This is a genomic window from Frankia sp. Mgl5 (assembly GCF_023242985.1).
Classification (GTDB): domain Bacteria; phylum Actinomycetota; class Actinomycetes; order Frankiales; family Frankiaceae; genus Parafrankia; species Parafrankia soli.
This window is the reverse complement of sequence record NZ_JALKFY010000615.1, coordinates 35,102-58,196: the sequence shown is the minus strand read 5'-3', so window position 1 is coordinate 58,196 and position 23,095 is coordinate 35,102. Positions and strand designations below refer to the sequence as shown.

The window sequence follows — 23,095 nt, the reverse complement described above, 5'->3', positions numbered from 1 at the left end:
AGTCCGACACCAAAGGTAACATCACGCTGTCGATCGGAGCACATCAGGACCATCTCCCGGACAGCAACCTACCGCCTGTGCATCCGACCCCATGACCCCGGACGGACGGACCACCCATGCGCACTGTCACCACCCCCGCGGCTCAGCACGCGGCCGGCCAGATGACCCAGCGGCTCACGGATCTCCAGACAACGACGGCGAGCCTCGTCGCCCGCGGCAACACCCTGGCCGACCCGACGAACTGGGAGGGCCCGAAGGCGCAGCTGTTCCGCACGCAGATCTGGCCCGAGGTGCAGAACACCCTGTCCGCGCTGCAGACGAACCTCGCCGACCTCGCCCGCACCGTGACCGAGATCAACCAGCGGACCGCGCTGGCCGGTAGCTGACCGCCCCGACCAGCGCTCCCAGGCGCGACCCGAAGAGCCCGACACGCCCCTCTGCCCCAGGAGCATCCGATGACGACAACCTCAGGCGTCACCGTCCGGGCGACGCCACAGGCGTCGACCGCCGTCGACGATCTCGCCGGCATCATCAACGGCCCGTTGCTGGCCCACTTCGACAACCTGCGCGCCACCGCCCGGGTCCTCCTGGAGCCGGAGAACTGGGACGGTCGCACCGCCACCGAGTTCCGCACGTCGATCTGGCCGACGTACGAACGCACCCTGACCGACCTGCACACCCAGCTCGACCGGTTGCGCATCCGCCTCGCCGAGATCCAGACCGACATCCAGGCGGCCGGCTGACGAGGTCGTCACCGGGCGCCGCCCTGGCTGGGTGGGCGCTGCCGAGCGGGGGTCGTCAGAGACCGGCCCCCGAGGGCTCCGTAAGCAGGTTGACGGCGTCGTCGGTGTCCAGTTGCACGCATCCGGCGCGGGTCCGGATCGTGGCCTCGGCGAGCTCGATGTCCAGCAGCACCCAGGAGCCGCCGAGCTCGAACAGGTCCCCGGTCGGATGCCGATCGGCGAGGTGCAACGCCAGGTCGGGGACGGATCGCTCGGCTACCGGCGCGACCCATCCGCCGAAGACGACGGACACCCAGTCGCAGCCGTCCGAACGCACCGGTCCGCACATCTGGAACCGGCAGGCCTGGTCCTGATCCCCCAGGACACGTCCCACCGATGCCGGCGCCAGCAGCACGATGCGGGCGGGCACGCCACCGGCTCCGAACAGATCCAGCGATTCGGAGCCGGTCGGAACGGCGTCGGCGGGTCCCGTCGCCTCGGTGCCGGCCGGAGTGGGACCGGTCGCAGTGGGACCGGCGGGAGCAGGGCCGGCCGCAGTGGGGCCAGCGACGGTCGCGAAGCGGAGGCCGTGCACGACCCATCCACCCCACATGACCAGGCTGCCGTAGGCGGCATCGTGGACCAGCTCACGCGCGGCCAGCACGTGCACCGCCCCGGTGGGTGCGGTGCGCGTGCTGATCGACGGGTGCCCCGCGCCGTGCTGATCGATCATGCCGTCCACCACGTACTCCTCCGCGCCCACTATGGTTAGGTTCGCTTTATTTAAGGTTACCTAACCTAAAGGAGGAGGCCCGTGCGCCACAAGCCCGTGGCCAAACTGAGCCGGAGCATCGGCCTGCCGCTGACCGACAAGGCGGCCAGGTACTTCGAGAACCGGCCCTACCCGCCCGGCCCGCACGGCCGCGGCCGCAAGACCATGTCTCCCTACAAGGAGCGCCTGCGGGAGAAGCAGCGGTTGCGCTTCCAGTACCACATCAGTGAGAAGCAGCTCCGGCGCGCGTTCGACGAGGCCGACCGGGGGGCCGGCCGAACAGGCCACCTGCTGATCGAGGATCTCGAGACCCGCCTGGACGCGGTGGTCCTGCGCGCCGGCTTCGCCAAGACGATCTACCAGGCCCGCCAGTTCGTCAGCCACCGCCACGTCCAGGTGAACGGCAGCCGGGTGGACCGCCCCGGGTACCGCGTCCAGCCAGGTGACGTGGTCACGATCGCGGGGCGCAGCCGTCCCATGGCGCCGTTCCGAATCGTCGCGGAGACCCAGCCGGCGGGGACGGCACCGCCCGCCTACCTCGACGTCGACCGCACCGCGCTGGTGGCCGTGCTCAGCCGGCGGCCGACCCGGCCGGAGATCCCGGTCGTCTGTGACGAACAGCTCGTCGTCGAGTACTACGCGCGTTGACAGGATCCGGCCGAGCACGGGTGATCCTCAGCGCTCGGCCTGCTCTGATTTCCCGTCACGGCCGGACGGTGGCGGCGGGCCGGCGGTCACGGCCGGCCTCAGAGTTCGAGTTCGGGCAGCTGCGGGTCATGGATGAACCTGAAGGTCGCGGTCACCTCCTCGAACAGGCCGTGCAGCGCCGGAGCCAGGCCGGTGTTCGGGCTCGCGCAGGAGATCACGGCGACCCGGTCGAGCCCGGGGATGGGCACCGTCGTCCGCATCACGAGGCGGATGGCCGCCGGCCCGCCGTCCATCGGTCGCTGCTGCTCGAACGCGCAGGTCCGCACGGCGCGGCCGGCGGCGGGAAGGTCGACGAATCCGACCCGCCGCCACCAGCGCCGGGACGGCAGGTAGGGCACCGCGCGCCCATGCCACAGCAGGTCGCGCCCCGGACGGCCGAAGTCGCGTCCGTGCCGTGACGATCGCCGGAGGTCAGGCTCGTCCTGGGCGGAGTGCAGGCACACCGTGAGACACGCGGAGAGGCCGGCCCCCCGAACTTCCTCGATCATGACCGCGCAGTAGACGGCGCCACGCCTGTCCGCGTACGCGGCGGCCTCGCGAAGGATGCGGGCGACGGACGAGCCCTGCCCCGCGAGCCGCGGATGATCTCGTACCCGTGCGGCGGCCATCCGGGAGATCGCCACCGAACTGCGCGCGGCCTGTGTGTCCAACGCGAACCAGTTGTCCGGCACCGTGATGGTGAAGCGATCGGGTTTCCACCGCTGCGCCTTCGTATGCCCCTGCACCCAGGTCGTCCTCTGCTCGGATGTGACCTCAGAACACTGCCATCTGTGTTGGAACTCCAACACGTCACGCTCACGCCCGCGCTTCAAACTCCCCAATTGGCAGAGGTATGCACGATCACCCCGAACCATAACAAGTCGGACATCCCAGGCAAGACAAGGGAGTGCGGGACGCGAGGCGCGGGAGGGCGCGCGGGCGCGGAGGCAGCCGGCATCGCCTATGGGCGCGGGGAAGCGCGGAGGCGAAGGCGCCTCCGACGACTCGTTACAGTCAGCAAGCCACGTGTCCTTTGTGTGAACGCTACGGCCGCTCGGCCGGAATATGACCTGTAGTGAGCCCAGACGTGGTGAACTGTCACATTGTGATCCAGGCGGGCAATTCACGACCGACCGCAGGCAACGGGGAGCGCCGGCGCGGCGGCTCCGGCGCCGCGCTCCTGCTGGGGCTCGGCGTGGGTGTTCCCGTTCTCCTGCTCGTCCTCACCGGCACACCGGTCGCCGCGGCGGTCGGCGACGAGGGCGCGTTCACCGGCGAGTTCGGCGCGGGCAAGGTGCTGCGCCTGATGGTCCTGGCCGCCTGGCTGGTCTGGATCCACTTCATGGTGTGCGTCATCGCCGAATGGCGCGCCGAGCGGCGGCAGACGGGGCTCGCCCCGCGGATCCCGTTCGGCGGTGGCAGCCAGGCGCTGGCACGGCGCCTCGTCGACGACGCACTGCGGCTCACCTCGCCGCGGAACGGCTCGACGGGCCGCTCGGGCGCGCGGCACCCCGCCCATGCCCCGGCTCGCGGTGGGTCCGGCGGCCCGGCACGCGGTGGCTACCGGGCCGGCGGCACCAGCCGGACGAACCCCGGCGGGCGCACGAACCCCGGCGGGCGGACGAGCGCAGGTGGGCAGGCGAGCGCGGCTGGGCGGGCAGGCACCGGTGGACGGGCGACCGCCGGCAGCCGCGCGAGCGCCGGCAGCCGAGGCGGTCGACCGTCCACACGGCCGGCGAACGGCCCGGCGGACACCGGCGCCGCCGGGAGTGATGAAGCCACGCCACACGGTGGTTCCGAGCCGGCTACCCGTGCCGGGAGCACTGGGGCCCGGGCCGAACGCGGGTCCCGCACCGACCGGGCGACCCGCACCGAGCGGGCCGCCCCGACGGGGCCGCTACGCCGGTCGGATCCGGCCGCGATCTCACGGCTGGCCCGCGGGCTCACCGGGCAGCAGCCGATCCCCGCCGGGCCGGGCGGGGCCGCGCCGCCGGTGCCCGGTACCAGGCCGGGAACCCGCTCGGCTGCCGGCGGCCTTCTGCCGGCCGGCACCGGCGGTGGCGGGGCCGAGGCGCGTGGCGGGGCGGGCCGGGGCGTCCCGGCCGGTGCCCCATCAGGCGTTCCGGGCCGAACCGCCGGCGCCAACGCCGTTCCGGCCACCCGCGGCACCGCCGGTCAGGCCACCGGCACCAATGCTGGTCCGGCCGCCGGCGACAGGTCGGACCAGGGCGGCGCCTCGGGAGGCTCCGGTCCCGCGACCGACCACTCCGGGGGCTACCGGTGGGATGAACGGGAAGCCGCGCCACGGGCGCTGACCGCCGGCGAAGAGGCCCCGGCGGACCTCTTCCCGGACGGCATGGACGTCAAGTTCTGCGAGGTCCGCCCGCCTGACGGGCGCCAGTACGACACGCTGTGGGCGATCGCCCGGCGGCTCCTCGGCAACAGCCTGCGCTACCACGAGATCTTCGCGCTCAACGAGGGCCGCGCGCAACCCGACGGCCAGACCCTCACCAAGCCCTCCCTCATCGCCCCGGGATGGGTGCTCATGCTTCCCCCGGACGCCGAGGGCGAGGAGGTACGGACCCTGCGGGTCCCGCACCGCGAAGCCTCCTGGGTCGAGGAGGTCCACGCCCGCTTCGCCGCCCAGGGCTCCGCGGCTGGTCGCGGCGGCACCGACGGTGCCCCGGGAGGCGATGACATCGGTGGCGGGCCGGCATCCACCGGGCCGCTGCGCAGCGGTGCGGGCGGCTGGTCCGACGGGCCGGAGGCGGGCCAGGAACCGTCGCCCTACGGGCCGGGTACCGGGAACTCCGGCGAGCGTTCCGCGTGGGGCGGCGAGACGGGCACGCCCGGCGGGATGGGGCCCGGGCGGCTGGGGAGCGGGCGCGGCATCACCGGCGCGACCCTGCTCGCGGCGGGCGTGCTCACCGCGCTGACCAGGCGCCGGCCGGGCGGCGCCGGCGCGGACCCGTTCTCCGCCGAGGTCGAACACGCCCTGCGGCTCGCCGCCGACCTGCCCTCGGCCCGTTTCGTCGACCGGTCCCTGCGGCTGATGTCCGCCGGGCTGACCTCGCGGGGCCGTCCCCTGCCGCCGGTGTACGCCGCGATCCTCACCGACGCCGCGCTCGTCCTGCACATGGCGCCGGCTGTGCCGGAGCCGCCCCCCGCCCCCTGGCGGCAGGGCAACAACCCGGGCTCCTGGCGGATCGAACGCAACCCCGAGGCACCCGACGGGCTGCCCTTCGACGCGAGCGCCAGCCTGTCGGCGGACGTCCCGGCGCCCTACCCTGCGCTGGTCACCCTCGGCCGGGATGCCACCGGCTGCCGCATCCTCGTCGACCTCGAGGGCGCACCCGGGATGATCAGCCTCGTCGGCGACCCGGCCGTCGCCAGCGAGGTGGCCATCTCCGTCGCGGTGGAACTTGCCACCAACATGTGGTCCGACGACCTGCGGGTCTGTCTCGTGGGCTTCGCGGACGACCCCAGCCCGATCGCGCCAGGGCGGCTTCGGACGTCCTCGAGCCTCTCCGACGTCCTCGACGAGCTCGAGGCGCGCGGGCCGCGGGACACCGGATGGGGCAACGAACCGGGCGCCGCGCTGCGCGGGCGGCAGGCCGCCCACATCCAGTCGCTGTGGGCGCCGGATCTCCTGGTGCTGGCCGGGCCACCCGCGCCGCAGCACGCCGAACGGCTGGCCCGGCTCTCCGGTGGGCGCGACGAGACGGTGGGCGTGCTCATGGTCGGCGACAGCCCCGCGGCCCGCTGGCGGTTCGCGGTCGGTCCCGACGCGCGGATGTCCCTCGGGGTGCTCGGCGTCGAGGTCAACGCCCAGACCCTCGCCGCGGCGGAGTACTCCGCCGTTCTGGCGATGTTCCGCATCGCGACCGGCGCGCGCCCGGCGGAGGCTCCGCGCCCGTCCTGGGCCAGCCGGCGCCTGCTGACCACGGGTGCGGACGCTCCCGTCCCCACCGGCCGGCCCTCCGAGCGAAGCGGCGCCTGGGACGACAGCGAGGCCCGGGAGGACGACGAGGTCCGGGGCGACAGCGAGCATCGGTACAACGCCGAGCACCGGTACAACGGCGGAGACCAGCACGGCGACGATAACCAGTACCGCGGCGGACACCAGGACGACGGCGAGGACCAGTACGGCAGCGAGAGCTGGCCCGACGGCACGGACCGGTACGGCAGCGAGGAGTGGGACGGCAGCCCGGGCGGCCAGGCCACGGGCGGCTACCCGCCAGCCGGGGCTGCGGACGATGACCCTTACCGAACCGGGCCCTACCCGATCGCGGGCGGTTCCCTCCACCCGGTGGACCGTCCAGCCGGCCATCCGGCGGACTACGCGGACGACTACTCGGCGGAGTACGCGGCGGAGTACGCGGCGGACGGGCCCGACGGACACGCACCGGAGCCGACCGCGCCGGCGGGCCACTACCCGCCGCCCTACCCCGAGGAGCACCGTCCTCCGGCCCCGGACGGCCCGGAGGGTACCCGTCCGCCCCGGGGCTCGGGTTCGATCCCCGGAGCCGTGCCCTGGCTACCCGTCCCGCAGACCGGGCCCTCCGTCATCCGGATGCCGGTCGACGGGCCGTCCGGGCTGCCCCCGAGCAGCCCGCCTCAGGTCCCCCCGCCGACGGTCACTCCGCCGCCAGTCCCACCAGCCGCCCCGCCGACGGTCGCCGCGCCGCCGGGCTCCCGGCCGCAGGCCGCCACGCCGGACGTGCCGGGCCGCGCGGGGCAGCACCAGCCGTCCGACGCTCCCCCGCCCTACCTGGTCGAATCCGATCGACCGGCCATACAGCCGACGGACGTGCCGCGAGTCCCCCGCACGCTGCTGGTCCGGCCGGCGCACAGGCACGACGAGGCACAGCAGCACAGCCCCGACCCGCTGCAGCCCGCGCACCGGGACGAACCCGCCACGCGGCAATGGCAAGAGCACCCAGGCGTCCCGGCAGCCGCCACCGGCGCCACCAGCGGCGACGTCGGCGACGTCGGCGACGTCGGATGGGACCGGCCCTACCCGCCACCCCCGCCCAACGAGCGCGAACCGTATCAAGCCCAACCGCCGGCGCACCCGGCGCAGCCGTACCCGCAGGCGCCGTCCTCGCAGGAGTCGTATCCGCCCGGCTCTCACCCGTCATATCCGGAACCCCACTCGTCAGAGCAGGGCTATCCGGCGGCTTCGCACCAGGAGGCCGACGCCCCGCCGGCGCCCCTCCACGGGAACGGCCCGCTCGAGACCCTTCCTCGCCTGGACCCGGACCCGGCCGGCGCCACCGAAGCCGAGGTGCACGTGCTCGGCACCCCGTCGGTCGACGCCCCCGGCCGACCCGACCGGAACCAGATCGACCTGCTCACCGAGATCGTCGTCTTCCTCGCGCTGCACCGCGACGGCGCGTACCCCGAGGACGTCAGCGACCTGCTCGACCTCCCCCTCGGCTCGGTCCCCGATCCGCGGTCGCCGGGGGGATCAGGCACCGGCGTGCTGGCCGGGCTCATCGCGGCCCGCACCTGGCTGGGCGTCGACGCCGGCGGGCGGCCCCGGTTGCAGCCCACCTCGGACGGGCGCTGGGTCCTCAGCACGGACGTCCGCTGCGACTGGGAGCTCTTCGTCGCCTACACCCATCGTGCGGCGCGGCCCGACGATGCGAGCGATCCCGAATCCGACCTGCGGGCGGCGCTGAACCTGGTCAGCGGGCCGCTGTGGTCCGGCCTGCCCGAAGGCAGGTATGGGTGGGCCCGGTCGACACCCGTCGAGAGCACGATGCGCTCCGCCGTCATCGACGCCGCGCACCGCCTCGCCATGCTGACCCTGGAAGCCGGCGACACCGTCACCGCGATGGCGGCGTGCCGGACCGGCCTGCGCGCCGCGCCGACCGCGGAAACGCTGTGGCGTGACCTGCTGCGCACCGTGGCCGCCCGGGGTGACCGCCGGACCCTCGAAGCCGTCGCCGGCGAGCTGTACCGGACCGTGTCGGCGCAGTCGACCCGGCGCGGCGGCGCGGCGGAACCGGAGACGGACGCGCTCGTCCAGCAACTCCTGCCGGGCTTTCGCCGCCGCCACCACTGACCGGAATCCCCCGCCGCCGCCAATCGGCCTCGGCGCGTACCGCCGGACGCGCAGGACCGACCGGACGGGCAGCGCCTGCCGGATGACCCGCGGTCACGACATGTCCGCCGAGTCCTGTGGTCTCGGTGGAACAGGCCGCCTCGGCGGGGCTGATGCTCCTCGTTCCCCGGAGGTCCACGACGACCGCGCGGGACCGGCCAGCGTCCCGGCGAACAGCGCGATCGCGCAGGTGAACGCGACCACGCTCCACAGGGCCCCGCGCAGTCCGACGAGTTCGGCCAGGCCTCCGATCAACGGCGGCCCCGTCAGCCATCCCGCGTAGCCGACCGAGCTGACCACGGCGATCACCGCCCCGGCCGGCAGCCCCACCAGGTTCGCGGCGCGGGCCGCGGCGGAGAAGGCCGCCGGGATGACACACGCCAACCCGGCGCCGAGCACCGCGAACCCGACGATCCCCAGCGCGGTTCCCGTCCGCGTCGCTCCGGACGCGAGTGCGACGGCGAACATCACCGCGGCGGTAAGAGCCAGCGGACGGACCACACGCCGGATCCCGAAGGTCTCCACCGCACGATCGCCGACCAGGCGCACCACCAGCATGCAGGCCATGAAGGCCACGTACCCGATCCCGGCGACGCCGGCCGACGCCCCGGTGACATCCGTCAGATAGACGGCGCTCCAGTCCGCCGCCGCGCCCTCCCCGAGGAAACTGGCAAACGCGATCACGCTGAGCGGGACGAAGGGCAGCAGCGCCCGCGGAGTCACAGCAGTCACCGGCCTCGCCGCGGGCACTGGAGGCGGCGCAGGCGCCGCAGACGCTGGGGACAGCCCAGTTGCCGGGGGCGGTGGGAGCATCGACGTGGCCGGCCACGCGTGGGTCTCGGCGCCGGCCTCGACCACACCGTCCCTGGCTCCGACCGCGCTGTCGCCGGTCTCGACCTCCCCGTCGGCGCCATCGACCGCATCGGCGGCGGCGTCGGATACGACGAAGCCGGTGGACGCGGACTCCCGACTACCGTCCCCGCGAAGCATCCATCCGGTGAGAGGTAACGCTCCGGCCACGGTAAGCGCGCCGAGCACCGAGAACTGGATGCTCAGCGGTAGCTCGATCGCCGCCGCGGCGGCGCCCAGGCCCGCGCCCACGAGCGCACCGGCCGTCCAGGCGGCATGGACCATCATCATGATCCGACGTCCGAAGCGGTGTTCGACGGCCGCGGCCTGGGCATTGGCGGAGAGGTCCAGGGCACAGCTCGCACCGCTCAGCAGCGCGAGCGCGGCGAACAGCGACAGCGGGCCGGTCGCGGCAATGATCACCAGCCCGAGGGTCGCGTACGCGACCAGCGAGAACCGGATCACCGGCACGCTGCCCAGCCGGCTCACCAGAACACCGGCGCCCCACAGCGTCACGATCGCACCGACCGGCGCGCCGAGCAGCGCGAGCCCGAGCTCGCCGTCGCCGAGCGCGAGCGCATCCTTGACCTGTGGGATCCGCGGAGCCCACGCGGCGAGCAACAGCGCCAGGAAGAAAAAGACCACCATGGTGGCCACACGAGCCCGTCGCAGTCGCCGCCACTGCGCGGCGGTCCATGCCATGTCGACCGCCGCCCATCCGCTCCCGTCGGCCACCGGCTCGGCACCCATCCGCCGAGTCGACATCCGCCTACCGGCTCGGAATCGGCCCGTCAGCTCGCGACCACCCCGGCCCGCCCGCTCGCCCCGACGCCGCCCGGCCAGGCGGCCGGCCGCTGCACGCTACCCCCGGGCGCACGCTCAGAACACCGAAAATCACGGACACTGGACCAATGCGTCTCGTCGTCCTGGCCGACACTCACGTCCCGGCGCGGGCCCGCGATCTGCCGTCACGGGTGTGGGCCGCGGTCGACGAAGCCGACGCCGTCCTCCACGCGGGCGACTGGGTCGGCCCCGAGCTGCTGCGCCAGCTCACGGAACGATCACGGCGCCTCATCGCGTGCTTCGGCAACAACGACGGACCCGAGATCCGCGCCATCCTGCCCGAGATCGCCCGAGTGACATTGGACGGCCTGCGCTTCGTGATCGTCCACGAGACCGGGGCCGCCGCCGCCCGGGATCGCCGCCTGGCCGCCGCCTACCCGGAAGCCGACGTCATCGTCTTCGGCCACTCCCACATCCCGTGGGACACGACGACGATCCGACCGCAGGACGGCCGCCCGCTGCGGCTGCTGAACCCCGGCTCACCCACGGACCGCCGGCACCAGCCCCATCCGACCTACCTGACAGCGACGATCGAGGACCGGACACTGCTCGATGTCGAGCTGCACCGCCTACCGCAGCCGACCCCCGTCCGAGCACGCTGACGGGCCATCCCGGGCGAAAGGCGCCCCCGCGCGGAGCGTGCCCTGGGCGCCCCGACCCGGGGCGCGGTTGGAGGGGAGGGGGTTCGAAGGCCGCCCTCCGGGTGCTGTAAGCTGGCGAAGCCGGCCGCGAGAGTGACCGGCAGGCGCTCGTAGCTCAACGGATAGAGCACTTGACTACGGATCAAGAGGTTGGGGGTTCGAGTCCCTCCGAGCGCACGTCTGGTTGAGACAGGTCAGAGCCCCGCAGCCGATAACATGGCGCGGGGCTCTGTTCTTTCTGACAGCCAAGAGCCTGTCAGGCTTCCTCAGCGCCGGTCGTACCGTCATCCTCCGTGGGGAACCAGCCGTCGAACTTGGACGCGGCATCCCGGTGCACGGTGTCGATCATGTCCACGTAGATATCCATAGTCGTCGACAGCATCGTGTTACCGACGGTGCTCGGGAAGATCAGCCCATGTTCGCGCCACGATCAGCGAGGTACGACACCTGCGCCACGGCTTGGCGATGCTCGACGGCGTCCTCGACGTCGCGGACCGCTACTACACTGGATGACCTGGCCGGCTAATCCTCGTCAGGCACCGGCCAACGAGGCGGCGCGCCGCAGGTCCTCGGGCGTTGCCGGAACCTGCATGACCAGCAGGAGGTCCGGGTATTCGACCGGCCGCAACTGGTAGACGTCCAGGGCGATCCGACCGGCAGCGGGGTGGTCGACCGAAATGGTCGCTGGCCTGAAGTCGCGGATCGGATAGCCGCTCCACCACTGGCCGAATTCGGGACTTTCCTCGGTCAGCGCGCGGACCAGCTCCACGAACCGGGGGTCGTCCGGGCGCTGCCCCACGGCCGCGCGGAACTGACTCAGCAGGGCGCGCGCGGCCGCTTCCCAGAACGGCATCCGGGCGCGGTTCTCCTCATCGGTGAACATCATCCACAGCAAATTGCGCCGGTCGTCCGGTAACGCGGCGGGATCATGCCTAATCCGAACGTAGGGCGCGTTCCAGGCGATGAAGTCGAAATGCTGGTCGAACATGACGGACGGGTTCGGCGCGGTCGCGTCGACGAGGCGCTGCACCCGGGGCTCGACGTCATCGGGGACGGTTTGTGCCGGCGGCACGGGCAGGCTGGCCAGGATGCGCAGGTGCCTGTGCTGGTCGGTATCGAGTCGCAGCGCGCGGGCCAGCGCGTCCACGACCTGTGCGGAGGCCGCGATCGGGCGGCCCTGCTCCAGCCACGTGTACCAGGTGATCGAGAGCCCGGCCAGCTCGGCGACCTCTTCGCGGCGCAGGCCGGGTGTCCGGCGGTGGCCGATGCCGTCCGGCAGGCCGACGTCCGCAGGCCGCAGGCTCGCCCGCCGCGCGCGCAGGAAGCTGGCCAGTTCGGCGCGGTCCATAGATCCTCGTTTCCTCACTGTCCAGGAGACCTGGGTAGCAGCATTGCCACCAGGTTGTCGGTCGTGACCGGGGCTAGCGTGACGCCCCATGGATGATCACAAAGAATCGGTTCTTATCATCGGCGCGACCGGCCAGCAGGGCGGCGCGGTGGTCCGGGCGCTGCTGGGGCGCGGGCGGACGGTGCACACGCTGGTACGTGACCCCGACCGGCCCGGCGCGCGGGAACTACGCGCGGCGGGGGCGCGGCTCGTCACCGGCGATCTGGACGACCTGGCATCGATGCGTGCGGCCATGGACGGCGTCGGCGGTGTCTTCCTGATGCTGACCAGCGTGACCTCGGGCACCGTGAGCTTGGAGGACGTCGAGGCCGAGGTACGGCGCGGAAAGGCCGTCGCCGACCTCGCGGCGGAAGCCGGCGTCGCGCACTTCGTGTACAGCTCGGTCGCCGGCGCCGGCCAGAACACCGGCATTCCCCACCTGGAGAGCAAGGGGCGCATCGAAGCGCATATCCAGGGTCTTGGCCTGCCGGCCACCGTGCTTCGGCCGGTGTTCTTCATGGAGAACTTCACGACCGTCACCCGACCCGTCCTGGCCGACGGCGGGCTGACCGTCGCCCTGGCCCTGCGCCCGACCAGCCAGCTGCCGCTGATCTCGATCCCCGATATCGGCGAGTTTGCGGCCTTGGCGTTCGACCGCCCCGAGACGTTTATCGGTCAGACCCTCGTGATCGCAGGCGACCACCTCTCCGCCACGGGAATGGCCGAACGGTTCGGCGAAGCAGCCGGGATTCCGGCGCGTTTCCACCAGACCCCGCTCGAGCAGCTGCGTGCCTTCGACGAGGAGGTCGCGAAGATGTTCGCCTGGTTCGATTCCGGCGCGATGGAACGCCCCGACCTGCCGGCCCTGCGCGCCCTGCACCCGAAGGTCATGACGCTGGCGGCGTGGCTGCGCTCGACCGCCTGGCGCCCGTAGGACACGCCGCCAGTCGGGTGTGCCGGTCGGGTTGGTCTCTGATTCTTCGGCGGTGCGGCCCTTTCCGGTCTGGTCCGCCGGCCTGGGCGCCGTTTGCGAGATGCTTCCTGGTCGCGTTGAATCGCGCGTCGGACGAGTGGTACGCCAAGCTCCACACGGCCTGACGTCGCTTGGCAGACCACGATCCTGAACAAGTCAGCCTTGATCTTGAACCGCTCGGCACCCCGGACTTCGCGCACCTGCTCCACGTCAAGCCGAGACGGCAAACGTGTGACTCGGTTCCGACGCCAAAGGAAAGGTTGCCACGTCAACGTACGACCGTCGAGAGTCAAAACCCCGTAACGCCAACGACGAGGGAAGGCGCCTGCGGCGCCGTGTAGGAAACATGTGACGGCCACGGGCTGTCCGATGAGTCGACCCGCGTCCATCTCGGCCACGACCTTGGTGACGGCATCCGGATCAGTTGGTCTCAACAACCCGCGGAGAACGTCGAGGGCGGTCCGGCTGCCAGGTGATCGTCGCACGCGGGACATAACCGCGATGATGGCCCATCAAGCCGCGACAGGTAGGGGGCGGACGAACGCTCTGTAACTACAGCCGGCCGGGTCGCCGTACTGCAGTTGTACTGCAGCCGGGACGGACGCCCGTGGACGTCGGTGGACATCGCCGGGCCCGAGACCTGGACTTACGGACGTCAGTAGCCGTTGGTGGACGGCGCGCCGAGGGCTACGGATCAGATACTCACAGAGGGCAACGCCACCCTTGATCCGACCTGTCGCACCCAGGTGGCAGACTGCCCCCGTGAGTTTCGACCTTGCGATCTGGGAAGGCGAGCGACCAGCAGACGACCTGGCCGCTGGGTCTGCCTTCGAGGAGATACTCCGTCGCTACGACGACGAGGAGCCGGAAACGCCCGCGACGGACCGCATCGCCGCCTACTGCGAGGCTCTGGCGCGCCGGTGGCCGGATGACTACACCGCTCCGTGGTCGGTCACGCCCGGCCCCTCTGGGCCGTTCCTCTACCTTTGCGTCGTGTGGAGCATGGCCGATGAGGTGTCCGCCTACGCAGCCGAACTCGCGGCATCGATGCGTCTGGTCTGCTATGACCCCCAGGCGGAGACATTGCTGCCGTAGCCGATGTCGCCAAGGCACCCGAGCGTCCTTGTTTGGTGCACTTCCGCCATTCGCCACGGAGAGCAGGCCGCAGTGCACGGCAGCCAGAGTGGCAGCCAAGCCCGCGAACAGCGGCGGACGGTCACGGACTCGGCGGACGAGGTCGAGCCCGTGAGCGGCGTCGGCGGACGAACCACCGATGACGCTTCTATGTTTCGTCAAGTGGCATCGCTGTGTTCCTGGGTCATGGGTTGGCGGGTTACTCGTGGTCGGCGGTGCCGGTCATGGTTGCGGTGAGTGTTCGGAAGAGCGCGCGGGCGATGTAGCGTTTGAGGCAGCGGCGGATCTCGGCGCGGTTCTTACCCTCGGCGCTTCAGCGGGTGACGTAGGCCTTCGTGGTGGGACAGGACCGCATCCGGATGACGGTGATCGTGTGGATGGCGCGGTTGAGCGCACGATCGCCCCCTCGGTTGAGCCGGTGACGGATCGTTCGGCCGCTGCTGGCTTCAAGGGGGCTTGTGCCAGCGAGGGCGGCGAAGGCCGCGTCGTTACGGCAGCGGCCGGGGTGGGAGTAGCTCACGACCACCTGCGCGGCGCTGACCGGGCCGACACCGAACCGGTCGAGTAGACCAGGGACAAGGGTCACGGACGATCTCGGCGAGGTCGGCGGCGTTGGTCTTCAACGCGCGAGCGGCGGCACGCAGCGCCTCGGCGAGGCGGCGGATCTCGCGATGGCGCACCATCACGTGGCGGGCGGCATCGCGGGGTGGGCGACGACGCACGAGTGAGGACAGGACGGTGTCGCCGAGCGGGCCGCGGGCGATGGCGCGGTCCGCGTCGTCTCCGTCGAGCAGGAGCGCGCGGAGCCGGTTGGCCTGGGCGGTGCTGGCAGCGGTCAGCTCCCGACGGGTCCCGAGCAGGATCCGCAACGCCTCCCGATCCCCGTCCGCGCGGGGTTGCGGGAGGCGGTCGGCATCCAGGCGCAGCGCGGCCAGAACCGCGAGGTGAGCGTCGATCTGATCGGTCTTTCCTCGACCCCGGCGGGATGTCCGAGCCGGCTGCTCGCACTCGATGACAGGCAGCCCCGCCGCCGTGATCGCGCGGGCTAGACCGACGCCATAGCTGCGCGTGCCCTCTATCGAGACTGCCGCCCTCGGACCCGGGGCGTGTTCACCGATCCAGGCGAGCAGCTCGGTGAAACCCGCGCTGTCGTTGCGCACCGAGCAGGTCGCGATCGCCACACCACTCGGGAGTGCGATCTCGGCCTGATGACTGTCCCGGTGCGTGTCGACACCCACCACGGCGTCGACGATCTCTGCCAGCATGGGCACTGGTCGTGCTCCCTTCCCGAGTGCGGTCACCAACGACACCGGCCTGGATGGGAGTCACCGACGGCACATCTGTGAGGAGTCACGCCCACGGCGGACAGGCTTCTGATCAGGCCAGCAGGTGGACCAGGCCGGTGCCCGTGACAGCGACGGACGGGTCATCGGGAGGGCACGCGAACGCGGCCGGATCTCTTATGAGTCACGTCGAGTCACAGGCCCCAGCCTGGCGGTCCTCGTCCAGGAGCACCGACTCGACACTCACAGATCTCTTAATCCGCGGGTCGCCCACTTTGCGATCCCTAGACATGGGTTGGTTGCGATGACTGGAACACCGATCGGGCTGAGCGGGCCGCACTGCTGCGCCGCCATGCACGACCAGGTCACCTTCGTCTGTGAAGATGGCCATCCCGATCCGGAGGACTGCCCGGACGCACTCGTCGGCTTCGCACCCAAGTTTCAGGAGTACGGGATCTGGATTCATGACGGCGGCTCCTCCTGGATAGCCATCGCCTACTGCCCCTGGTGCGGCACGCAGCTCCCGGACTCCGCCCGGGACCGGTGGTTCGACACCCTTGACCGGCTCGGGCTCGACCGGGACGACGATGCTCTGCCACGGACGGGCATACGAAGACGAACGATGGCTGACCCTGGACCACGGCGCCGTCTGACCGTGCATGTTGACAGCCGCTGACCAGCGCATACGGAACAGTCCGTGACCGCTGGCAGGTGGGCGGCTGTACTGCAGTTAGTGGCGTCCACTGACGTGGTGTACGTACATCGATGATCTAGCGATCCACGTCGAGACTGTCGGCGGCCGTAGTCGTGGGTGCGTTTCAGCGTGTCGCCGGCCGAGTGCCTTCGCGATTAACCGCGCGGAAAGATCTTTGCTCAGCTGCCGGGAAATGAGTTCGCGTTCCTCGACCTCAAACACTCCCGCCGGCCCATCCAGTCCTCGACGCCAAGACGATCATTCTATCGAGGCGTCGCTACGACTATTTGACCCCGCCGAGGTTTGCGTGCCTTTGGGCCTCGGTGTGACGCGGGGTGCTTGCTGATCCGGTGGGGAATGGCGCCGGGCGCGATCGTACAGGGCGAAGACGATGCGGACGACGCCGTAGCAGGCCACGATGGGAGAAGGTAGTCCGAAGAATTCGGCCGCCGCGTTGCCCCAGCCCGCCACCCGAGCATCGGCCGGACGACCGGTGTCGTAAATGATGGGAATCTGTTCACCGATCTTCGGATCTGTTGGGGCCTCCCGGCTCCACATCGGGCTGTCCTGACGGAAAAGGAACTGCGCGTGGCCGTCGCTGAAACGCACGGTGACATGCACGGCGCCTCTCGCGCCGTACTCCACTGACATCACGGTGCCGGTCGCGCGACGCCAGCCCGCCGGAGTGGAGGCCGTGGACCACCAGCATGCCGCGAAGCCCGTTGTCAGAGCCATACCCAGCAGTAGGAGCAGGACCCCGCGAAACAGATTCCGGCGAAAGTCCCGCGCCCTGTAGGCAGCCCGGCGCCGCCCAGCCCTGCTCATCACGCCTCCGCCACCTGCCTCACCTCATGCTAGGCAGACAGGGCCGCGACGCGCAGGACGTGCGCCGCAGAGACGTTCCATCCGGGAGGAAGGCGTCATGGTCGTCGAAGTCCCGCGCCAGCAGGCGCTCCATCGGAGCCCGGCTCAGCGCGGAGCGCGCAGGCTACCCATGCTGTGCCTTGGGCGGCGGGCGAGGACAGGAACACCCCGGGAAGGGGATCATCCAGGGAAGCAGAGAGCGGACCGGGCGGGCAGTGGCGTCCACTGACGCAGGTCGGCCGTCCTGCCGCCGCGAAGCCAACCGCGGTGTTCTGCACGCCGTTCGCATCGCAGACGGAGGGGACATCTCCGAACGAGCTGTCATGGGCCCGGTATGGCCGGGACGCGCGGTTCCTCAACAGCACGCGGATCTCGCTCAGGTCGACGCCGGGCCACGCCGGAGCGGACAGCACGTCTATCAGCGGAACTGTCTACCGGTCGTACCTGGGGGCGGTGACGGGAACCAGATCGGGAGACCTCGCGTCCAACGCGTCATGGCACCCCCACATCCCGCCCGATTCTTCCTGCTTGCCGCGGCTCTAACCGGCTGGCTGACGTTGACCGCCTGTGGTGACAACCCACAGCCGGCACCGCCGGTCGCCGGCAAGCAGTCGTTCACGGCAATGGACGCGTTGAATTGTGGCAGCGAGCGGATCGATCCCAGGAACCTGGCAGCCGGAGACGCCCGGCGGTGTTTCGTCGAGGCGGTCGCGGCTGGTCGGGCCGCGACGCTGACGAGCACCGCGACCACCACCGAGGGCGACCCGATCGTCTACTCCCTCAGCAGCGACACGAGCGGCGCCATCACGATCACCGAAGACACGAGCCAGGACCGCTTCCGCGGCGTCGGCGCCCCAGACCGCACGCGCTACGTCTGCACCTCGATCGACGACAACAGCGAGACACGGCCCCACACGGGCGATGTCATCGTCACTCATCTCCACGGATGCACCACACCCGAGCCGCTCTGACATGGTCTAGGAGGTCGTCGACCGCTCGGACGACTGTGGTCACCAGTCCTGCTTGCCGTCGCCATTCGTGATATCGGCGGAGCGTGTAGCCGGGTCAGAATCCCGTCCATGCTGCGCACGGTCTGGCGATAGGACGCCTGCTCACTGGACCGACGACTTTTTCCATCCGACTACGACGACACAATGCGACCCACCTCGCTTCTCGTAGTTACTGAGCGATCGATAGCCTGTGCGTCTCGTACTGGTTGGAGACGTTTTCCACCCTGGGATGTGCCTGGCATGCGGGCCGCACACTGATCGCCCGCCGCGCATCTCCCACTGACCCTGGAGGTATGCATGGGCTTTCGGCGACTCACCCGTGGGAGTACCGGCGGACCCGCTTCACTCGTCCTCGCCGCGACAGTGACCTGCGGCTTTCTCGTCGCGGGGTGTCAACCGGTAGCTTCCGGCCCGGGTGGCGGTGGGCCGGCGGCCACCGCCACGCCTTCCCCCACCTCGACGACCACCTCCACACCCGACTCGACGGGCGGTGCGACGCCGACCGCTACCAGCCCGGCACCGACTCCGGCGCCGACCACGCCGGCGCCGACTCCGAGTCAGCCGAGCCAGTCGCCATCCGCGGACGACGAGCGGAAGGCCGTGCAGGCCAGAGGCAACGTGCGCACAGGCGGGATCGATGTCGGCGTGGTCGTTGTAGGCGACGTTTCCACTCTCTGGCCGACCGGCACCATCAAAGTGTACGAGGGAAACACCCTCCTCGGTGAGGTGACCATCGAGCACAAAGACATGGATCCGTATTCGATGGGGCGCCTCGACATAAATCTCGCCCCCGGCTACCACACCCTGACACTTGACTACAGTGGCGACGAGAACTACCAGCCGGACCGGCGCACGATGGCGGCGAACATACCGAATGCGCAGATCATCGCGTCGATCCCCGGTTCGACCGTCGTCTTCGCCGAGCCGTACACCGTCGATGTCCAGGTGAAGGCCGTTCCCGGTACCTCTGGAACTCCGACCGGCAAGGTGCGCAACCGGGAGAACTTCGGTCTTCCCTCGTTCGAGGCGACCCTCGACGCGAACGGGCGTGCGACACTCACCATCGACCCGTCGTGGTCGGGCACCGCTCCGTTCACCTCACCCCGCCCAGCCGCTATTTTCATTGAGTACCTGGGCGACACTGACTTCGTGCCCACGAGTGTGATGGTCGAGTTTACCGAGGTGCCCAACGCGGCGTAGCCCATGCCACCGACCGGCAGGTCCGCTAAACGATTACATTTTCGCATGATCTCGGGTTGTGCGGCCTGCCCGGAGATCGAATTTTTCCGGGGAACCGGCGTATCAGGTCCTTTGACGAGGACCGTTCCCGTGGGCCGGGTTCCTCGGCCGGTTCCAGGACGGTGTGAGCCGGGGCGGGCCGGTCTGGTCGGCACAGCAGAGGTGCGGCCTGGTCGCCGTTCCGGGGACAGCGACCGGGGCCGTGCGGGTCGTCATGGCCGTGTGCACGTCAGGTCGAGACGTGTCAGCGGCCACCAGGGTGACAGCCGAGCGCGCGGTCCAGCGTGGACCTCCACGGACGACGATGGACGGAGCGCACCAGGTCAGCGGACAGTATGGATGTCCACGGACGCGGGATTGCGATGGTTCGCGAGCCCACCGGCCGCCACCCGTAGCCGGGCCCGTGACCACTGCCCGGCCCGTCCGCGTCAGCGGCACCCGAAAGGCAATCCGCAGGTATCAGGAAACCCTGAAGAACGTCTCCGAGTCGTCGGGATCGTCGACCGTGAACACGATCCACGTGCCGCCCGCGACCTGGTCCGACGGCACTGACTTGCATACGTTCCCCTGGACCGAGGCACCGGCGTACACATTCCCGGCGTCGATGAGCGGTTGCGGGAGCGCCCCGCAGTTGTCGTCGACGTTGAGGTAGAAAATGTTGCCCTTAGAACCGACGAACTTGAATCCCAGTTCCGCCCATGCCGTGCCCTCGTCGGGTCCTCGATAGGTTGCCTCCAGGGGCACCATCACGTACACCGTGTCCAGCTCCAGTCGCACGACCTTGTGGACCTCCGCAACCATGCCGCTACCGCTGTACAACCCACTTGCAACCACCATCCGGATACTTCTGGTCGCAGCTGAAGGCACGGCACTCGGCAATCATCGTGGAGTCACCCACCTTTACTGGAGTTTTTTGTGACCACTCACCGGATCAAAACACTGCTCTCCCTGCTCTTCACGCTCGTTCTGGCCGCACTCGGCGCACCGTCTGCGGCATACGCCGAAGGCGCGAACTCCACTGCGATACATAGCTCCGCGGCCGACGCGAAATGCGTAGGACTGGCCGACCGGGGCAGTACCGCCGAGGGCACTCACCTCGTCCTGTGGGACTGCCATTACCATCTCGACCAGCTCTGGCACGGCGCCGATACCACTGGTCTGGTAATCAGCACATCCGCAGGAGACAAATGCATGGGGCTGGGGGTCGAGGGTAGCGCAACCAACGGCACCCTGCTGGTCCTGGAGCGCTGCAGCGGAGACCCCGACCAGCAGTGGGAATTCTATCCTCTCGGCGAGAACACCTACATGATTCGCAACTATCCGTCCCGCAGGTGTGTGGGGCTGGCGAACCGCGGCAGCACCATCAATGGTACGGATCTAGTCTTGTGGGACTGCCATCTGCATCCGGACCAGCGGTGGGTTTTCACGGTGCCACCACGAGAGTACGGATTCAGGATGCCGATCGTGGGGAGAATATGAGAACAGGAAGGGCTTCTGCCCTCTCAGTCGTCACCGAACCCACCATAACGCAACGACAGGCAGCGTGAACGTAGGCACGGTGCGTAGCGACCGCGGCCACAGCGGTTGGAGATGCCTGATGTGCGGTGCCGAGCGCACGCCTGGTTGAGACAGGTCGGAGCCCCGCAACCGATCACACGGCGCGGGGCTCTGGTCTTTCCAGACCGCCTGTACTGCAGTTGGAGACGATGTCCTCTCAATCGGACCGCCCTTCTCTTCGCTATCACCGTCCGTAGCTGGCGGCGGCCGCGCTAGGGCTTGCCGGCCTCCACGAAGCCGGACTCGTAGGCGATGATGACCGCCTGGGTGCGGTCACGTGCGCCGAGCTTGGCCAGCACGCTGCTCACGTGGGTCTTGACGGTCTGGGCACCGAGGTACAGCCGGTTGGCGATCTCGTTGTTGGACAGTCCCTCGCTGATCAGCCGGAGTACGTCGGCCTCCCGGTCAGTGAGCACGGCCCGTCGCATCGTCTCGTGGGCCTCCCGGTTCGGTCGCTTGCCTGCCATGTACCGGATCGCTTCGGGAAACAGCAGGCTCTCACTGGAGACAATCGTGCGGACGGCCTGAACGATCTCCGCGGGCCGGGCTCGTTTGAGCAGGAACCCGTTGGCCCCGCTGCGGAGCGCTTCGTAGACGTAGTCGTCCAGCTCGAAGGTGGTGAGCACGAGGATCTTCGGGGGCTCGGCAACGTCTGCGAGGATTTCCCGGATGGCCGCCAGCCCGTCGACCTTCGGCATCCGGATGTCCATGATTACGACGTCCGGGGTATTCTTCCGGATCAGTGGCACGACCTGTGAGCCGTCAGAGGCCTCTCCGACAACGTCGATCTCGCCACCTGACTCCAGGATGACCCGCAGCCCCACACGCACCAGTTCTTCGTCGTCGACGAGGAGGACTGAAACCGGCACCGGGCCAGCCTGGGCGCGTTTCATGTTCGGGGTGTCGCGGACACAACCGGGATCCTCCCAGCGGCCGTCCGCTGTCACGACCGACCGTCCGCTGTGACGGTGCCGCTGTCGTAACTGGAACCGACCAGGTCGCGACGCACGGCCTGAACACCGAATCCCATGCCGAGGGGAAGCCGGGCTTCGACGATCCAGTGGTCGTCCTGGGGCTTCGCGCTGAACTCGCCGCCGAGGAGGACGGCACGTTCCCTCGCTCCTCGCAGGCCTTTGCCGTCCTGCCGCGGTGGGCTGGCGGACCTGGCGGGCAGCGGGTTGACGACACGCAGCTCCAGGCAGGCGTCGTCCACAGCGACGTCGATCGCCACCGTGCGGCCCGGCGCATGCCGCAGTGCGTTGGTCACCGCCTCCTGCAGGATCCGGTAGGCCTCCCGCGACACGACCCCGGGGATGTCGTCGGTCCGTGGACTGACGTCGGCGAGGATCGGGGTTCCTGCGGTCCGTGCGCTGTCCAGCAGGGTGTCGAGCTCGGCCAGCGTGGGACGGGCCCGCGGTCCCACCGGGGCGTCGCGGAGGAGCCCCAGGGTCCGTTCGAGATCGTCCATGGCGCGCCGCCCGGTCTCCTCGATGACTGTCAGGGCACGGTGGACAAACGCGGGGTCGGTGGCCACGAGCTCTCTTGCCGCGCCTGCCTGCAGGATGGTCAGGGTGAGTGCATGGCCGATGGAGTCGTGCAGCTCCGCGGCGAGTCGGTTGCGTTCCAGGAGCTGCTCAGCCCGGTGCTCGACCTCCGCCAGCCGCTCGGCCGGAGACGGGCCGAGGAGGGCCCGGGCCGCTCGCACCTGAAGCGCGCCAGCCGCGACGATCGTCCACATCAGGGCAAGGATCAGGGGCGGCGCCAGGAGTGGCCCCAGGAGAAGGCGATCGCTGTCCAGTACCTGGATTCCGGCGACCTGCAGTGGCCCCTGCCGAAAAGGGGCAAAACCGATCTGGACGGTGAGGGTGAACCCGTTGGCCGTCAGTGCCAGGACGGCAACTCCGAGCCAGACGCGGAAGACCAGCCAAAGCCCGGTCCGCCGCCGGTCATTCAATGAACGCGAGGGCGCGAGGCTGATCTCGGCGCCATCCCGCGGTTTCAGGAGCCATCGCGCCTGGACACCCTCCGCGTGGCGGGTCCCGGGCGCGATCGCGGCGAGCGCCAGCAACGGCAATGGGGAGATCAGGCAGAAAAGCAGGGTGCGTGGCAGGGATTCATCGAAACCGGGTACCACCATGACACAGGCGCCAGCGAAGACCCCGCCCATGGCCAGATGCAGCCAACGCGTGTAGACAGCGGGCCGGAGCAGGGCAGCGACAAAGAGCGGCACTGCTCCATAATGCTCACTGCCACCCCCGAGCACCTCCCCCATGAGAGGGAGCGACGTCAGGACCGCCGGGGGATCCGCCCGTAGCGTGCCATGGCGCTTAC

Annotated in this window: 22 protein-coding genes and 1 tRNA gene; 12 read left to right on the top strand and 11 right to left on the bottom strand. The window is 70.1% G+C overall.

The genetic code is table 11. The features are described from left to right. Positions 1–116: 116 nt before the first annotated feature. A complete protein-coding gene (locus tag MXD62_RS14820) occupies positions 117–386 on the top strand; it encodes a hypothetical protein (RefSeq protein WP_020463714.1) in 270 nt (89 codons plus the stop codon). Between the two features lie 69 nt (positions 387–455). Beyond that, positions 456–743 (top strand): hypothetical protein, encoded by a 288-nt coding sequence (locus MXD62_RS14815; protein WP_020463715.1) that lies wholly within the window; start codon positions 456–458, stop codon positions 741–743. Between the two features lie 55 nt (positions 744–798). On the opposite strand, the gene MXD62_RS14810 is transcribed toward MXD62_RS14815, so the two are convergent. Then, a complete protein-coding gene (locus tag MXD62_RS14810) occupies positions 799–1,467 on the bottom strand; it encodes a hypothetical protein (RefSeq protein ID WP_248829839.1) in 669 nt (222 codons plus the stop codon). A gap of 69 nt (positions 1,468–1,536) precedes the next feature. Here MXD62_RS14810 and rpsD point away from each other — a divergent pair, with 69 nt between their 5' ends. Then, positions 1,537–2,142, top strand: a complete 606-nt coding sequence (gene rpsD, locus MXD62_RS14805) for a 30S ribosomal protein S4 (protein ID WP_112104952.1) — start codon at positions 1,537–1,539, stop codon at positions 2,140–2,142. Positions 2,143–2,240: 98 nt separating this feature from the next. On the opposite strand, the gene MXD62_RS14800 is transcribed toward rpsD, so the two are convergent. Continuing rightward, positions 2,241–2,927, bottom strand: a complete 687-nt coding sequence (locus MXD62_RS14800) for a hypothetical protein (protein WP_248829838.1) — start codon at positions 2,925–2,927, stop codon at positions 2,241–2,243. A 329-nt stretch (positions 2,928–3,256) separates the two neighbouring features. Between MXD62_RS14800 and MXD62_RS39760 the strand changes: the two genes are divergently transcribed. Then, a complete protein-coding gene (locus MXD62_RS39760; RefSeq protein ID WP_308301262.1) occupies positions 3,257–8,251 on the top strand; it encodes a BTAD domain-containing putative transcriptional regulator in 4,995 nt (1,664 codons plus the stop codon). Between the two features lie 93 nt (positions 8,252–8,344). Here the strand turns inward: MXD62_RS39760 and MXD62_RS14780 are convergent, their stop codons facing one another. Further along, positions 8,345–9,904 (bottom strand): MFS transporter, encoded by a 1,560-nt coding sequence (locus MXD62_RS14780; RefSeq protein WP_248829836.1) that lies wholly within the window; start codon positions 9,902–9,904, stop codon positions 8,345–8,347. A 146-nt stretch (positions 9,905–10,050) separates the two neighbouring features. Here MXD62_RS14780 and MXD62_RS14775 point away from each other — a divergent pair, with 146 nt between their 5' ends. Continuing rightward, on the top strand, positions 10,051–10,584 hold the full coding sequence (locus MXD62_RS14775; RefSeq protein WP_248829835.1) for a metallophosphoesterase: 534 nt from the start codon (positions 10,051–10,053) through the stop codon (positions 10,582–10,584). 143 nt (positions 10,585–10,727) lie between these two features. Continuing rightward, positions 10,728–10,800, top strand: a tRNA-Arg gene (locus tag MXD62_RS14770). 79 nt (positions 10,801–10,879) lie between these two features. On the opposite strand, the gene MXD62_RS39210 is transcribed toward MXD62_RS14770, so the two are convergent. Both MXD62_RS39210 and MXD62_RS14765 read right to left on the bottom strand, forming a co-directional pair. Further along, positions 10,880–11,005 carry a hypothetical protein gene (locus MXD62_RS39210; protein ID WP_285224080.1) on the bottom strand — a complete coding sequence of 42 codons (126 nt, stop codon included), beginning with the start codon at positions 11,003–11,005 and terminating at the stop codon, positions 10,880–10,882. A gap of 150 nt (positions 11,006–11,155) precedes the next feature. Next, a complete protein-coding gene (locus MXD62_RS14765; RefSeq protein WP_248829834.1) occupies positions 11,156–11,971 on the bottom strand; it encodes a helix-turn-helix transcriptional regulator in 816 nt (271 codons plus the stop codon). An 88-nt stretch (positions 11,972–12,059) separates the two neighbouring features. Here MXD62_RS14765 and MXD62_RS14760 point away from each other — a divergent pair, with 88 nt between their 5' ends. Then, positions 12,060–12,944 carry an NmrA/HSCARG family protein gene (locus tag MXD62_RS14760; RefSeq protein ID WP_251081712.1) on the top strand — a complete coding sequence of 295 codons (885 nt, stop codon included), beginning with the start codon at positions 12,060–12,062 and terminating at the stop codon, positions 12,942–12,944. An 801-nt stretch (positions 12,945–13,745) separates the two neighbouring features. Next, positions 13,746–14,078: a hypothetical protein gene (locus tag MXD62_RS14755; RefSeq protein ID WP_248829832.1), complete on the top strand. Its 333-nt coding sequence runs from the start codon at positions 13,746–13,748 to the stop codon at positions 14,076–14,078. A gap of 352 nt (positions 14,079–14,430) precedes the next feature. Here the strand turns inward: MXD62_RS14755 and MXD62_RS40700 are convergent, their stop codons facing one another. Both MXD62_RS40700 and MXD62_RS14750 read right to left on the bottom strand, forming a co-directional pair. Beyond that, a complete protein-coding gene (locus MXD62_RS40700) occupies positions 14,431–14,637 on the bottom strand; it encodes a transposase (protein ID WP_368862402.1) in 207 nt (68 codons plus the stop codon). Then, complete coding sequence (locus tag MXD62_RS14750) at positions 14,606–15,382, bottom strand: transposase (RefSeq protein ID WP_248829893.1); 777 nt, start codon at positions 15,380–15,382, stop codon at positions 14,606–14,608. Before MXD62_RS14750 ends, MXD62_RS40700 begins: the two co-directional genes overlap by 32 nt. A gap of 322 nt (positions 15,383–15,704) precedes the next feature. Between MXD62_RS14750 and MXD62_RS14745 the strand changes: the two genes are divergently transcribed. Then, a complete protein-coding gene (locus tag MXD62_RS14745; RefSeq protein ID WP_248829831.1) occupies positions 15,705–16,076 on the top strand; it encodes a hypothetical protein in 372 nt (123 codons plus the stop codon). Between the two features lie 276 nt (positions 16,077–16,352). Here the strand turns inward: MXD62_RS14745 and MXD62_RS14740 are convergent, their stop codons facing one another. After that, positions 16,353–16,919, bottom strand: a complete 567-nt coding sequence (locus MXD62_RS14740) for a DUF3592 domain-containing protein (protein WP_285224079.1) — start codon at positions 16,917–16,919, stop codon at positions 16,353–16,355. A gap of 533 nt (positions 16,920–17,452) precedes the next feature. On the opposite strand from MXD62_RS14740, the gene MXD62_RS14735 reads away from it, so the two are divergent. Together MXD62_RS14735 and MXD62_RS14730 are read left to right on the top strand one after the other, a co-directional pair. Further along, complete coding sequence (locus MXD62_RS14735; protein WP_248829829.1) at positions 17,453–17,929, top strand: DUF4362 domain-containing protein; 477 nt, start codon at positions 17,453–17,455, stop codon at positions 17,927–17,929. A 639-nt stretch (positions 17,930–18,568) separates the two neighbouring features. Further along, positions 18,569–19,168, top strand: coding sequence for a hypothetical protein (locus MXD62_RS14730; protein WP_248829828.1), 600 nt, complete (start codon positions 18,569–18,571; stop codon positions 19,166–19,168). Positions 19,169–19,666: 498 nt separating this feature from the next. Here MXD62_RS14730 and MXD62_RS14725 read toward each other — a convergent pair whose 3' ends face one another. Then, entirely contained in the window at positions 19,667–20,008 is a 342-nt protein-coding gene (locus MXD62_RS14725) for a hypothetical protein (RefSeq protein ID WP_248829827.1), read from the bottom strand. Positions 20,009–20,122: 114 nt separating this feature from the next. Here MXD62_RS14725 and MXD62_RS14720 point away from each other — a divergent pair, with 114 nt between their 5' ends. Beyond that, positions 20,123–20,686: an RICIN domain-containing protein gene (locus MXD62_RS14720; RefSeq protein ID WP_248829826.1), complete on the top strand. Its 564-nt coding sequence runs from the start codon at positions 20,123–20,125 to the stop codon at positions 20,684–20,686. 290 nt (positions 20,687–20,976) lie between these two features. On the opposite strand, the gene MXD62_RS14715 is transcribed toward MXD62_RS14720, so the two are convergent. After that, positions 20,977–21,633, bottom strand: coding sequence for a response regulator (locus MXD62_RS14715; protein WP_368862405.1), 657 nt, complete (start codon positions 21,631–21,633; stop codon positions 20,977–20,979). 74 nt (positions 21,634–21,707) lie between these two features. Then, positions 21,708–22,994: a sensor histidine kinase gene (locus MXD62_RS14710; protein WP_248829824.1), complete on the bottom strand. Its 1,287-nt coding sequence runs from the start codon at positions 22,992–22,994 to the stop codon at positions 21,708–21,710. Positions 22,995–23,095: the final 101 nt, after the last annotated feature.